This is a genomic window from Polynucleobacter sp. UK-Gri1-W3 (assembly GCF_018881595.1).
Taxonomy (GTDB): Bacteria; Pseudomonadota; Gammaproteobacteria; order Burkholderiales; family Burkholderiaceae; genus Polynucleobacter.
Map to the genome: position 1 here is coordinate 45,718 of NZ_JACVQA010000005.1, position 14,363 is coordinate 60,080.

11 protein-coding genes are annotated in these 14,363 nt (G+C 42.7%); 10 read left to right on the forward strand and 1 reads right to left on the reverse strand.

Annotation, left to right across the window (positions count from 1 at the left end; all coding sequences use genetic code 11):
* Positions 1-13 precede the first annotated feature (13 nt).
* The 9 genes from hemA (at position 14) to recQ (ending at position 11,669) form a co-directional block, all read left to right on the forward strand.
* The gene (gene hemA / locus ICN36_RS05195; RefSeq protein WP_216227325.1) at positions 14-1,315 is read left to right on the forward strand and encodes a glutamyl-tRNA reductase; all 1,302 of its coding nucleotides are present in this window, start codon (positions 14-16) and stop codon (positions 1,313-1,315) included.
* Between the two features lie 16 nt (positions 1,316-1,331).
* On the forward strand, positions 1,332-3,209 hold the full coding sequence (gene dxs / locus ICN36_RS05200; protein WP_216227326.1) for a 1-deoxy-D-xylulose-5-phosphate synthase: 1,878 nt from the start codon (positions 1,332-1,334) through the stop codon (positions 3,207-3,209).
* A gap of 13 nt (positions 3,210-3,222) precedes the next feature.
* Positions 3,223-4,440 (forward strand): Coenzyme F420 hydrogenase/dehydrogenase, beta subunit C-terminal domain, encoded by a 1,218-nt coding sequence (locus ICN36_RS05205; RefSeq protein WP_216227327.1) that lies wholly within the window; start codon positions 3,223-3,225, stop codon positions 4,438-4,440.
* A 121-nt stretch (positions 4,441-4,561) separates the two neighbouring features.
* Positions 4,562-5,524 (forward strand): B12-binding domain-containing protein, encoded by a 963-nt coding sequence (locus tag ICN36_RS05210; RefSeq protein WP_216227328.1) that lies wholly within the window; start codon positions 4,562-4,564, stop codon positions 5,522-5,524.
* A gap of 17 nt (positions 5,525-5,541) precedes the next feature.
* Positions 5,542-6,663 carry a uroporphyrinogen decarboxylase gene (gene hemE / locus ICN36_RS05215; RefSeq protein ID WP_216227329.1) on the forward strand — a complete coding sequence of 374 codons (1,122 nt, stop codon included), beginning with the start codon at positions 5,542-5,544 and terminating at the stop codon, positions 6,661-6,663.
* 8 nt (positions 6,664-6,671) lie between these two features.
* On the forward strand, positions 6,672-7,994 hold the full coding sequence (locus tag ICN36_RS05220; protein ID WP_216227330.1) for an NAD(P)/FAD-dependent oxidoreductase: 1,323 nt from the start codon (positions 6,672-6,674) through the stop codon (positions 7,992-7,994).
* A gap of 12 nt (positions 7,995-8,006) precedes the next feature.
* Entirely contained in the window at positions 8,007-8,315 is a 309-nt protein-coding gene (locus tag ICN36_RS05225; RefSeq protein WP_216227331.1) for a winged helix-turn-helix domain-containing protein, read from the forward strand.
* Between the two features lie 90 nt (positions 8,316-8,405).
* Positions 8,406-9,008, forward strand: a complete 603-nt coding sequence (locus tag ICN36_RS05230; RefSeq protein WP_216227332.1) for an FMN-dependent NADH-azoreductase — start codon at positions 8,406-8,408, stop codon at positions 9,006-9,008.
* 822 nt (positions 9,009-9,830) lie between these two features.
* Complete coding sequence (gene recQ / locus ICN36_RS05235) at positions 9,831-11,669, forward strand: DNA helicase RecQ (protein ID WP_255531244.1); 1,839 nt, start codon at positions 9,831-9,833, stop codon at positions 11,667-11,669.
* A gap of 5 nt (positions 11,670-11,674) precedes the next feature.
* Here the strand turns inward: recQ and ICN36_RS05240 are convergent, their stop codons facing one another.
* Entirely contained in the window at positions 11,675-12,625 is a 951-nt protein-coding gene (locus ICN36_RS05240; RefSeq protein WP_216227334.1) for an alpha/beta fold hydrolase, read from the reverse strand.
* A gap of 313 nt (positions 12,626-12,938) precedes the next feature.
* Between ICN36_RS05240 and ICN36_RS05245 the strand changes: the two genes are divergently transcribed.
* Complete coding sequence (locus ICN36_RS05245) at positions 12,939-14,123, forward strand: lipase family protein (RefSeq protein ID WP_255531245.1); 1,185 nt, start codon at positions 12,939-12,941, stop codon at positions 14,121-14,123.
* The last annotated feature ends 240 nt before the right edge of the window (positions 14,124-14,363 follow it).

Sequence of the window (14,363 nt, forward strand, 5' to 3'; positions counted from 1 at the left end):
AAGTATGTCAGGCATGAAGCTCTTAAACCTCGGTGTTAATCACCACACAGCGCCAGTCGATATTCGAGAAAGTGTTGCAGTGTCGCCTGAGGTTTTGCAGGACTCACTTATCGATTTATGTAAATATTTACAGGGAAATGGCTCGGGACATAAACCAGAGGTAGCTATATTGTCTACATGTAATCGCATGGAAATTTATTGCGCAGCAAATGATGTTGAATATACCGAGAACCATTTGGAAGATCGAGCTTTTGAATGGTTGGCAGCTCAAAATAATGTCCAAAAAGATGAGTTACGTCCTTACATCTATTCAGCAAAAGAAAGCGATGCTGTAAAACACGCCTTTAGAGTCGGAAGTGGATTGGATTCAATGGTTCTGGGAGAAACACAAATCCTAGGGCAAATGAAAAAAGCTATAGAGAATGCTAATCAGGTTGGGACGTTGGGGGCTTATTTAAAGCCCTTATTTAATAAAACTTTTTCAGTGGCAAAAGTTGTTCGAGGTAATACCCAAATTGGAGCGCACTCTATATCAATAGCGGGCGCCTCTATTAAGTTGGTTGAGCGTATTTTTGGACAAGTCAGTGATTGCAATATTTTATTTATTGGGGCTGGGGAGATGATCGGGCTTTGTGCTAATCACTTTGCAGGTAAAGCCCCAAAAAAGATTGCAATTTCAAATAGAACCGTTGATCGTGGTAGTCAGTTAATTAAAACTTTTGCTGATAAGAATTTAAGAACGGATGCATTCCCTTTAGTTGACTTACCAAAGCAGTTACATGAATACGATGTTGTTGTTTCTTGTACTGCTAGTTCGCTCCCAATCATTGGCATGGGAATGGTTAAAACAGCTCTCAAAGCTAGGCAATCACGCCCCATTGTTCTGATAGATTTAGCGGTACCAAGAGATTTTGAGCCGGAAATTAAGACTCTTAAAAATGCCTATCTTTACTCTATTGATGATCTCGGTGAAATAGTAAGCGCAGGAAAAGCAAATCGTTTGGATTCTATTGGCGATGCTGAAAAGATTATTGAAAGAGGTGTAGTGGAGTTTTATGAAACCTTAGAAAAAAGAACCGTTGTACCAATCATTAAGTCAATTCAAAACGTTGGCGAGCAATATCAAAAAATTGAGTTGGAAAAGGCAAGCAGAAGGATTGCTAACGGTGACGACCCTATGGTTGTCCTTTCACATATGGCGATAGCGCTTGCTAATAAATTTATGCACGCACCAATTCATGCATTAAAGCAATCTTCCGATGCGAATCTGGAAGAATATAAACAAATTATTTCTAAAATATATTCTTCCAAGTGAGTTGACTATGCTAAAAATGACTAACTTACTCGAAACCATATCAAACCCAGAAGAATTACGGGCCTTTGAAATTTCTAAGCTCCCTCAAATAGCGAGAGAGCTTAGAAATTTTATATTGAGCTCTGTTTCAAGTACGGGCGGTCATCTTTCTTCAAACCTGGGGACAGTAGAGCTCGCAATAGCACTTCATTATGTATTTGATACCCCTTATGATCGCCTGATCTGGGATGTGGGTCATCAAAGCTATGCTCATAAAATACTCACTGGCCGCAGGGAGGCAATGTCAGGTCTAAGGCAGTTCGGTGGCATTTCAGGGTTTCCTAAACGCAGTGAGAGTGAATATGATGCGTTTGGAACGGCCCATTCATCTACAAGTATTTCAGCGGCCTTAGGAATGGCAGTGGCTGCTAAAACAAAAAATGAGAAACGTAATGTAGTAGCAATTATTGGCGATGGTGCAATGAGTGCTGGTATGGCTTTTGAGGCGATGAATAACGCTGGCGTGAATAAAAAAGTACCGCTTATTGTGATTCTGAACGATAACGAGATGTCAATTTCACCGGCGGTAGGAGCGCTAAACCGCTACTTAGTGAAATTGATCTCTGGTTCTATGTATGCGGCTACTAAAAGAGGTATCGATAAAGTACTCTCTGTAGCGCCACCCATCCGTGAATTTGCAAAAAGATTAGAAGGTCATGCAAAGGGAATGGTCGGCCCTGCAACGATTTTTGAGGAGTTTGGGTTTGACTATTACGGCCCAATAGATGGCCATAATTTAGAGGTACTAATTTCAACTCTAGAAAACGTTAAAACGCTTGCTCAAACTGAGGGCCCTCAGTTTTTTCATATTATTACAAAAAAGGGCAAGGGATATTCATTAGCAGAGCTTGATCCTATTGCCTATCATGGCCCTAGCGCATTCGATCCGATAGTGGGCATTGAAGCAAAGCCCGTGTCTAAGAAGGCCTATACCCAGGTATTCGGAGAGTGGTTATGCGATATGGCTCAGGCAGATGAACGCTTGATTGCCATTACTCCTGCTATGCGTGAGGGTTCGGGCCTGGTAGATTTTGAAAGTCGCTTTCCTGATCGATATTACGATGTAGGAATAGCGGAGCAACATGCGGTTACCTTTGCGGCTGGAATTGCTTGTGAGGGACTAAAACCAGTAGTTGCGATTTATTCAACTTTCTTGCAGCGTGGCTACGATCAGCTGATACATGATGTGACCTTGCAGAACTTACCTATCGTATTTGCTATTGATCGAGCTGGTATGGTAGGCGCTGATGGGGCAACACATGCCGGAGTATTTGACATTGCTTTTTTACGCTGCTTACCAAATTTAGTGTTGATGACGCCATCAAATGAGCAGGAATGCCGAGCAATGCTAACAACTGCTTTTAAGCATGATGGTCCTGCGGCTGTACGTTATCCTCGCGGTGCTGGAATCGGTCTGGAAACATCGGGATTGCCATTAGAGTCATTGCCAATAGGCAAGGGGCTCATAGTACGTCCAATAGATAGGACTTCACCGCCAAAGAAAAAAATTGCTTTTATTTGTTTTGGGCCATTGCTTTACAGCGCACTATCAGTAGCCCAAGAAATCAATGCTACCGTTGTAGATATGCGGTTTGTGAAGCCTTTGGATGAAAAATTATTATTAGAAATCTCTGATAGTCACGATGGGTTAGTTTTTGTTGAGGACAGCGCTACTAAGGGTGGCGCCGGTAGTGCTTGCTTAGAAGTGCTGTCAGACAACAATATCCATATTCAAACTTTATTGCTAGGCCTGCCTGATGAGTATGTAGAGCATGGTGAGCTTAATATGCTTTTAGATAGCTATGGACTGTCTAAAGAAAAGATTAAGCAAAGAGTTTTGGCGCGTTTTTTATAAGGTCCGATAAAGAGTGGAGTCAATTGAGATTGCCCCATTTCGTGATTTATGCACCGATTGCGGGGTATCTCGAACTAAGCAGCCCAAACGTTGCGCAACTGCCTGTCAGTTTATTCAGCCCAAATACCCTAAATTTGAGACCTTAGTTCACGGCAGGGAACGCGTTACAGATCAATCTGATGAGGTCTTTTTTGGACCGTATTTAGAAATGTTTAGAGCTAGATTAAAGACCCCGCTACAAGGCGCTCAGTGGACTGGAATTATCACGAGACTTTGTGAGGTGCTGCTAGAGCAGGGTGCTGTTGATGCTGTCATTACAATGCGCTCTGATGCTGATGACCGCTGGAAACCTGTTCCGGTAATCGTGACAAGACCTCAGGATATGGTGCAATGCAGAGGAATGAAGATGGGTTATGCCCCAATCATTCAATACCTCGAGCAAGCAAAAGATCTAGGATATAAAAAGGTGGCTATGGTGGGAATTCCATGCCATGTCTATGCTGCTAGAGCGCTCGAACAAGAATTTGGCTTTGAGAAATTATTGATTATTGGCTCCCCTTGTTCTGATAACACTACTACTGAGCATTTTCATCAGTTTTTAGGCCTACTTTCTGAAAAGCCGGAAACGATTTCTTATCTAGAATTTAGGGCTGACTATCACGTTGAGATTCGCTTTGAAAATGGTCAAAAGCAAGAAATACCTTTCCTAAAGCTGCCCCTATCTAATTTGCCGGCAGATTTTTTCCCTACAACCTGTAAGACCTGTGTTGACTATGTCAATTCACTTTCTGATATTACAGTTGGGTACATGGCAGGCACAGGTGAGCAGTGGGTGATTATTCGCAATGAAAAAGGAAAAGGTTTAGCAAGCTTACTTGCGGCGGAGCTCATTTTGGAGCCTTTATCTTCATCTGGCAATCGCTTAAGTCCTGTTAAGGGTTTTATGAAGAATGTGGAATTAGCTGCGGGTGGGCTGCCGCTTCAAAGAATGCCGAATTTTTTAAGAGGAATATTTGCTTGGGTAATGCCTAGGTTTGGACCTCGAGGCCTGGAGTTTGCAAAAGCAAGAATTGAGATGAAGGCAATTGAATCTGTTATTCATTTACGGAATACTGCACCGCACAAAATTAAAAATATGGTCCCTGACTACATATGGAAGCTAACGAAGAGCTACGGTTTAGAGCCTCAATATGATGAAACAAAGGGCTCTAGGGAAAGCACCTACAAATAAGTCTTTGTGATTTGATCTAAATCAATTTATAAAGTAATTATTCCAATAAAGAGGCTCTTAGGCAGCCACGGTATTTTTCAAAAAAACTCTTTTGAGACCGTGTCTTGATCAAGTGATGTTCATGAATTTATCCAAACTGGTGAGCATTGCGGGGTTTAAAAAGAAATCTACTCGTGACGATTTCAAGTTAGATCAACAACAAGCGACTAAGGCCTCTAATGATATGTGGGAGGATTGCTTAGTATCTAATGCGCCTACAAAATCATCTCTCCAGCAAAATAAAAATACTCATCCAATAGAAAAAGCTTGTACAGAAGGTGAGTACCTGGAATCACTGGTTAAAACTATTGAAGGGAACATTCTTCCCCATCTTATTGAGCAGCACCTAGATTCATCTATTCCTGCGCAATTGCAGGCTAAGCAAATCATCGATCAAAAAGCTGTGGAGGATTTAACTAAATTGGTATTGCAAGAAGATGCGCGTATTTCTGTTGACTACGTAAAAGAAATGCATGCGTCTGGAACTGCTTTAGAAGATATTTACTTACTCCTGCTTACTCCAGTGGCTAGAAAATTAGGGGCAATGTGGGATGAAGATCAATCTAGCTTTACAGAGGTCACAATTGCACTGTGGCGAATCAAGCAACTAATGTATGACTTAAGCCCTGTTTTCCAGCAATATGCTGAGCAGGGTAAAACTGGCTCTAGCATTATGTTGGTTCCATTGCCTGGTTCACAACATAATTTAGGTCTCTTTATGGTCTCCGAGTTTTTTGCAAAAGCTGGATGGCGAATATGGGGTGAATTAGCCGCCACCGAAGAAGATATTGTTTCTATGGCTGCAAACGAATGGTTTGACATTATTGGTTTATCAGCCAGTGTTCGAGAGCAATTTCCACAGTTGAAAGAATTAATTAAGAGCATTAAAGCTAAGTCTAAAAATCCCAATGTAGGTGTCATCATCGGTAGCCCTGTTTTTAATCAGTTCCCCGAGCTAATAGGGGATCTTGGGGCAGATATGGTTGGTATGGATGCTGAGGATGCGCTTGAAAAAGCCACTTTTTATGTTGAGCGATTACGCTAAATTATTAATGAACATTTATGGCAGTTCAGTTAGAAAACGATTTATTCATCAGAGCCTGTTTTTGTCGCGAAACTGATAGAACGCCTGTTTGGCTGATGCGTCAGGCTGGTAGATATTTGCCTGAATATCGAAAGACTAGATCTAAGGCGGGAAGTTTCTTGGATCTGGCTAAAAATCCGGATTTTGCTACCGAAGTAACGCTGCAACCAATCGATCGTTTTGACTTGGACGCTGCAATTTTATTTTCAGATATCTTAACAATTCCCGATGCCATGGGATTGGAGTTATCGTTTGAAAATGGCGATGGGCCACGGTTTGCTAAGCCCTTAACCTCTGAACGTGAGGTAAATCAATTACGTGTGGCTAACATGGAAGAGTTACGTTATGTATTTGATGCGGTTAGCTCAATAGCAAAGGCGCTAACTTCAAATGGTAAGCAGCAAGTACCTTTGATTGGGTTTTCTGGAAGTCCTTGGACATTAGCTTGCTACATGATTGAAGGTTCAGGCTCTCGCGACTTTTCCTTAGCCAAGAAAATGCTGTATGAGCGGCCTAATCTTTTGAAGAAAATTCTAGATATCAATATTCAATCGGTTAGTGAATATTTGCGCCTACAAATAGATGCAGGTGCTCAGGCTGTGATGATATTTGATACATGGGGTGGTTTATTAACTTCAGAGGATTATTTGCAATACTCTCTTGGGCCGATGACAAAGATTGTTAAAGATATCCGTAACAATCCTAAATATGATCCAGTGCCTATCATCTTATTTACCAAAGGAGGGGGCATTTGGTTAAGTGATATTGCTAAATCAGGGGCCGATGTATTGGGAATAGACTGGACCATTAATTTAGCTAGGGCCCGTGGGCTGATTAATCATGCAAGTAGCCGAAATATAGCTATACAAGGGAACCTTGATCCATCTATCCTTCTATCCAATCCACAAGAGATTGAAAAAAGGGTTCAGCAATGCTTTGAAGATTTATCAACCTTAAAGGTGCTAGAGGGAAGTCCATTAGATGGGCATATATTTAATCTGGGTCATGGCATTAGCCAATTTACGCCGCCAGAAAATGTTGCCGCACTAGTCTCCAAGGTCCGTCAATGTTCGGCTGATCTTAGGCTAGCCAAAGTTTAGGAGCACACATGTCAAGCGCACATCGAATAGTCATAGTGGGTGGAGGCGCAGGCGGGCTTGAGTTAGCAACCAAATTAGGCGATGACTTAGGATCTAATAAAACAAGTATTACTCTTGTTGATAAGAACAGAACGCATATTTGGAAGCCAAAACTCCATGAGGTAGCTGCAGGCTCTATGGACCTTGCCGATCAAGAGTTAGACTATATTGCTCAAGCGCATTGGCACCATTTTAAATTTCGATTGGGTGAGCTAATCAGTATTGATCGAGAAAGAAAGCAAATCCAAATTGCCCCTGTTCTTGATGAAGCGGGCGAATTGGTAACTCCAATACAAACGATTTCATATGACACGCTGATTATTTCCATAGGTAGCTTGACAAACGATTTTGGGACGGAAGGCGTTGCCCAATATGCACAAAGACTAGAATCACTAGCCGATGCAAAGCGCTTTCATTTACGTTTGGTTAATGCCTGTTTAAGAGCGCAAGCTCAGTCCGACCCTTTGGCTCCTCATCAGCTTAAAGTTGCAATTATTGGTGCAGGAGCAACTGGAGTTGAGCTTGCTGCAGAGTTACATAGAACTACTCGCGCAATCATTTCTTTTGGAATGGATAGAGTTGATCCAGAAAAAGATCTAAAAGTGATATTGATCGAAGCAGCACCTAAAATATTACCAGCACTATCTGATCGCATCTCCACCGCCGCTCAAAAACTATTACTAGATCTTGGTGTTGAAGTCATAACCAACGCAAAGGTGCAAAAAGTACTGCCGGATAAGGTATTGCTTTCAGATGGCGTTGAAATATCTGCTGAATTAATTGTCTGGGCAGCCGGAGTGAAGGCGCCTGATTTCCTTAAGGGTATTGGTGGTCTAGAAACTAATCACGTCAATCAATTGTTAGTTTTGTCGTCATTGCAAACTACTTTGGACCAAAATATCTTTGCGATTGGAGATTGTGCGGCCTGCCCATGGGCCGAAGCAAATAATGGCAAGGGGGGTATTGTGCCACCACGCGCTCAAGCGGCGCACCAACAGGCAACGCATATTTACAAACAAATTAATCGGATCATGAGGCATGAGCCCCTGAAACCTTATACGTATCGGGATTTTGGATCTCTAGTTTCTCTTGGTGAGTACAGCAGTGTCGGCAGCATGATGGGCGGTCTCATTGGTGGCAGCCTTATGGTGGAGGGGCTATTCGCTAAATGTATGTACATTAGCCTTTATAAGATGCACCAATTAGCACTTCATGGCTGGGTAAAAGTAGCTTTAGACACTCTGAGTCGATTAATTCATCGTAGGACCCACTCGATTGTTAAGTTGCATTAGTTTGGAGGATTTATGAATATCAATATGTATTGCGCCATTTTTGAGGCACTAGGTTTTGAGATTAGATTAAAAATATTTAAATTCATTATTCAATCCGGAAATGAGGGTGTTGCACCCAAACATATCATTAAGGAGTTTGATGTTGACTCAGGTACTTTAAGCTTTCATCTAAAAAAGCTAGAAAAGGTAAAGTTGATTGCAAAGAAAGCTACAGGAAAAAGAGCAAGTTATTGCGTCTCTCCTGCTATGCCAAAGGCAGTTTTGCAGATATTTCTAGCAGAGCTTGTGAATGAGAGTATTGGGCTCATGCCGTTAGTCTAATTAGCTCTTGATCTTCAGCCGGAGTGCCAATGAGTCCGTTAAAGGCCATTACTGGTGTTGCATAATGGGTTTATATAAATAGGCTTAGATATGAATACCGTACTGTGTCTTAATTGCAGCATACAAGGTGATAAAAGCCAATCACGACAGTTGTCTAATAAACTGCTTGAGCGTATTAAAAAAACGTATTCCAGCGTCAAAATTGTGAGTCGCGATTTAGTAAAGGATCCGCTACCCCATTTAAATGGCGCGCAAATTAATGCGTTCATTACGCCGCCTGAGCAGCGTACTAGTGAGCAAAAAGTACTTGCTAGTCAATCCGATGATCTAATTAAGGAAATTAGCGATGCAGATACGGTAGTACTGGCTTTGCCTATGTATAACTTTGGAATTCCATCTCAGCTTAAATCTTACTTTGATAATTTAGCTAGAGCGGGCATGACCTTTAAATACACAGCTACTGGCCCTGTGGGGTTATTAATTGGTAAAAAGGCGATTGTCTTAGCGACTCGTGGTGGTTTTTATTTTGGAACTGATAAAGATACGCAAACAAAATACGTTAAAGACTTTTTAGGCTTTATCGGTATTACTGATGTGGAGTTTATTTACGCAGAAGGTTTGGCTATTTCACCGGAGCAAAAGGCCATGAGCTTAGAGCTCGCTAATGACATTATTGAAGCGATGAGTCTATAAGGGCTGCACATATGAGCGTTACTTTAAGTAACGTTTGTTTCTCTAAAAAGTACTTTGGAGCAACCAAGCGCTAGATGGTTGCTCCAAAGTACTTTTGGTTGCTTCTTCTCATAAGCACAAAGCCTAAAGTTAACCTAAAACTCACAATAAGGTTGGCTTGTGAGGAGATATATTGAGTTGGTGGTTGAGCGGGCTCGGAATCAACGGTTTTAAGCTCCAAAGACTACTGATAGTACTACAGCTACATATAAACGCGAATCATTTGGAGATTAGTTTAATAAGTGAGCTCGCCTTATGAGCCTAGTATTTGCAATACTCTCCAGATGAATGAAGAAGTTAAAAAACCCTTCAAGGGTAGGCAGCGGGATAAAGCTGGGAATTTCCTTGGATTTGCCGGAATTCCACGGGGCGGGTATTTTTCCAAAGTTCATAACAGAGAGCTTTGAGAGGCTAGTTTTATTGTTCGATTGCCCCATGAGACCAGTGATATTCTAGTAACAAGTTAAGTGTATAGGTAGTCAATAATCGTTTCAGCATGTTGCCAGCGCCCCTTTATATCTTGCGGCCTTGCTGTTCGTTCATAATGCTAGCTTGCGGAAACGATTTGACCTTAAGTCATTGATCTGTATGGGGTATGTGCAAGACTCGAAATCAAGCGTAGGGTCAAACCTACCGAGGGTTCGAATCTCTCCCTCTCCGCCATTTAAGCTTTGTATTTGCATACATTAAGAAAATATTGAAAGAGCCCCGCAGGACATGGGGCTTTTTATTTGTAAGTAATTTGTGATGCACAGATATTTAATAGACAAGGGAGCATTACTGTTGCAATCGAGCCACCAAGTACTTCATGATGTTTTCGGCTTTGATCAATTCCGTGGTGCTCAAGAGTCTATTGTTGAGCATGTTGTAGCTGGCGGGGATGCTTTGGTCCTCATGCCTACTGGTGCTGGTAAGTCTCTGTGCTATCAAATCCCCTCACTTGTTAGACGCGGTGTTGGAGTAGTGGTTTCACCCTTAATTGCATTGATGCAAGACCAAGTTGATGCATTAAACCAGTTGGGTGTTAAGGCTTCATTTTTAAACTCTAGTCTAGATGCGGCAACATCTCAAAAGGTGACAAGTCAATTATTGGCTGGAGACCTCGACTTAATATATTTAGCGCCAGAGCGTCTGATGAGCTCTAGTTTTCTATCGATACTTGATAGACTTAATAGCGGACCTGGAATTGCGCTATTTGCTATTGATGAGGCACACTGCGTTTCGCAATGGGGTCATGATTTCCGCCCAGAATATCGCCAGTTAACTGTTTTGCACGAACGATTTCCGAAGGTGCCTCGTATCGCCTTAACGGCTACAGCCGATGCACCAACCCGAGCAGAAATTGTGGAGCGTCTTTCACTAGAGTCTGCTGAGCAGTTTGTTTCTAGCTTTGATCGACCCAATATTAAGTACCGAGTTCTCCAAAAGCAAGGTGCTAAACAACAGTTAGAACATTTCTTAGATGCAGAGCATGCCGATGACTCCGGAATCATTTACTGCCTATCGCGTCGTAGTGTAGAAGAGACTGCGCAATGGTTAGTGGACCGCGGCTGGGATGCAATGCCCTATCACGCAGGTTTAAGTGTGGAAACACGCAGCGCCAATCAAAAACGCTTCTTGCGTGAAGAGGGCGTCATCATGGTTGCAACCGTAGCGTTTGGTATGGGGATTGATAAGCCCAACGTCCGCTTTGTGGCTCACCTAGATCTGCCCAAAAGCATGGAAGGGTACTACCAAGAAACTGGACGGGCAGGGCGTGACGGTTTGCCAGCAAATGCTTGGATGGCTTATGGATTTGGTGACGTGGTGAACTTGCGGCAAATGGTAGATTCAGGCGAAGCTTCTGAAGATCGTAAGCGAGTAGAGCGTCAAAAACTCAATGCTCTATTGGGCTATTGTGAATCTACAACGTGCCGCCATCAAACAATATTGCGTTACTTTGGAGAGACGCATGCTGGTAGCTGCGGTAACTGCGATAACTGTCTAGAGCCAGTAGCCACTTGGAATGCTACGCACGAAGCACAAAAGGCATTGTCATGTGTGTATCGTACAGGGCAGCGTTTTGGTGTAACCCATTTAATTGATGTGCTTCTGGGCAAAGTGACACCTAGAGTGAAGCAATTTTTTCATGAGCAAGTAAGTACGTTTGGTATTGGTTCGGAACTCAATCAGGCGCAGTGGAATAGCATCTATCGTCAATTAGTTGCGGGCGGTTATTTGGATGCTGATATTGCATTACATGGTGGTTTAAAGCTGGTTGATGCGATTGCCTTGCCGGTGTTGCGTGGAGAGCAAGAGGTTTGGCTACGGAAAGAAACTGGTTATTCCAAGAGCAAAGCTACAAAGTCTGGACCAAGTAAGAAATCAACACATCCCTTTAGCAATATTGCAGATGAAAAACTGTGGGATGCGCTCAAGGCCAAACGTACTGAGTTGGCACGAGAACAAGGTGTGCCACCCTATGTCATTTTTCATGACAGCACCTTGCAGGAGATGGTTAAATCTACGCCAACTACCTTAGCTCAATTCAGCCGTATTGGTGGAGTGGGACAAGCAAAGTTGGAGCGCTATGGCGAACACTTTCTTGAAGTCATTCTAGAAAATCTAGAGCGCTCCAGTTAAGTAAACTAGCCTTTTTGCAGGAAGACATTCACAGTTTCAGCAAGCTTCTTGTAGCTCTGGAACAAGAATGCATGTCCACCTTCGTAAAACGCTAGCCATGCAAAAGGAATCTGTTTGGCAATAATGACTGAGTTTTGGGGGTTGTCGATGATGTCCTCGCGACCATCTGCAACGAGGACTGGAATTTTAATGTTCTTTAAGTCCTGGTAATTCTGATTATCAGCATCCCAAAGGGTGATGCGAGCACGAACTTGCCGCGCTTTTGTTTCCTTGGACACTACAAAATCATCAGGGATAGTCCCTGCAGCTTTTGCTGCTGCCCAACGTTCATACACTACCTTGGCAGCCGCTTTACCTTGTGGCGTCATTGGGAATAGTAGCTCAAAATTCTCCATTGGAGAAAGGCTTGGATTATTCAGCTCCTCTCCAACCTTTTTATTAATAGCAATCTGATATTTTCCACCTGGATTGGGGGCACAGAGAATGGCTTTACTTACCAAGTTTGGATGTCTAATCACAAGCTGTTGTCCAACGCGAGCACCCATTGACCACGAGAACACGTTTACCTTTTTAAAGCCCAGTGATTTAACTAAAGCGGCGGCATCATCTGCCATTTGTGGGATGGTTGTATTGTTTTCTTTGGTATCAGTTGATAGTCCAGCACCACGATTATCAAAGATAATCAGTTGGTTATTCTTTGCCAACTCATCAAGCAGAGCAGGGTCCCATGCACTCAAGGTGCCAGCGTAGCCCATGATCATAATCATGGGATCGCCCTTACCTTTGAGGTAATAGGCTAACTTCACGCCATTCACAGAGGCGTAATTAATTTCAGGTTTGTCTTGAGCTTGTGCTGAAAAGCTAAAAGTCAGAGAGATGAATAAGGTTGCAATCGCTAAATAGATCCCTCGTATCAAGTTAATAGTTAAAAGGCGTAGGGCGTCATTAAAAGGCATCGCAAGAGTCCAGTTATGTTGGGTGCACCCCATACTAACATTACATGATGGGTTGAAAATCTCTTGTTTTAGGCTTCATCAAGGTTTATCCCGGATGGGCGGGACTCTTTCGGCCTATTAAAGTTGCTTCAAAAATATCAATATAAATTATCTAAATATATAAAAAGTTAGTGTTTAATATTGTTTTAGACCTCATTTATATAATTGGAAAATAAAAAAAATTCTAGCAACCTTAGTTGTTGGTTCTTTGCTTGGCCTTGGCTTCTCAGCAGCCCATGCCGATCCACCAATGCAGCCTTTCTAAGCTGCCGTCATGAAAATGGCGCCTGAAGGCAAGTTGGGGCAAGTAATTAAGCAAGAAAAAATCACTACCTCCATTAAAGGTGCGCAAGCTTGGAAGATTGCTTATATTTCCTCGGATATTTCTGGTCGTAAAACTATTTCAACTGGTGTAGTGGTTGCGCCTACAGGAGCAGCTCCAGCAGGCGGTCGTCCAGTAATGGCTTGGGCGCATGGAACAACAGGCTCAGCACAAAACTGTGGCCCATCACAAGTTATCGATCCTGCCGTTCCTTTGAACGAATACTTTTTAGTAGGAGGTAATTCTTGGACTGATTACGGTCTTCCTGCGGCAGAAGAGTTCATCAAAGAAGGTTATGTTCTTGTTGCAACTGACTATCAAGGTCTAGGCGGTGGCGGTAGACATCAATATAGCGTTGCTGCTACTAATGGTATGGATACACTCAATGCTGCTCGTGCTGTAGTTTCTATGAAAGAAACAGGCGCCAGTAAAAAGACTTTAGTTTATGGCTGGTCACAAGGTGGCGGGGCAACGATTGCCTTGGCTGGAATGCCTGAGTACATCAAGCAGACTGGTACGGTTGCCGACAATCTTGATATTGTGGGTTTTGTAGCCTTGGCGCCACAAGATATTTCAATTCTTGCCCCTGCAGGCAAACATGATCAAGCTACCGCAGATAAATACTTCCAAGACTCACAAAAAATGTTTTTGGATAACGTTTTCAATTTCACACATGCAACCATGTTTTATTGGGGCACGCAGGCTGCATTCCCTAATCTCAAGTTATCAGATATTTTTACTGATGAGGGAGTAAAGGTTGCTAACGAGATTTACAGCAATAAATGTATGCATACCGCTAGCGATACATTTAACTTTAACTATGGTTCAAGCTATGCCAGCTTGTTAAAGCAAAAGCCGAGTAATACTGTTGCTTGGGCTGAGGCGATGTTAAAGGGTGGGGTACCAGTTGTTAAACCTGTTGCACCAATACAGATTTATTTTGGCTCAAAGGACACAGCAGTTCCACCAATGATGCATAAACTCTACCAAGAGCAAGCCTGCAAGTTAGGCGGTAATGTTGGAAGAATGCAGTTACCTGGAGAGCAATCTCACTTTACAACTCCTGGTTCATCCAAGCCCTTCTATCTAGCCTGGGTGAAAGACCGTATTGCTGGCAAGCCATTGGCTAACGCCTGACCACAAAACTAGAGAAAGTCTTTGTCTTAAATAGAAAAACTACCCACGTGAACTGACCCCCAAAAGTTGGACATCAAGTCCAACCAAGGGGGTTTTGTTTTATGAGCAAGTACAGTAAGCAGTTCAAACTAAAGGTAGTTAAGGAGTTTTTAAAGTCTGGTGGCCTCAAGCGGGTTGCCCATCTATTTAAGATTAGTCATGCTCAGGTCCGTAATTGGGTTTTAGCCCATCGGCTCCATG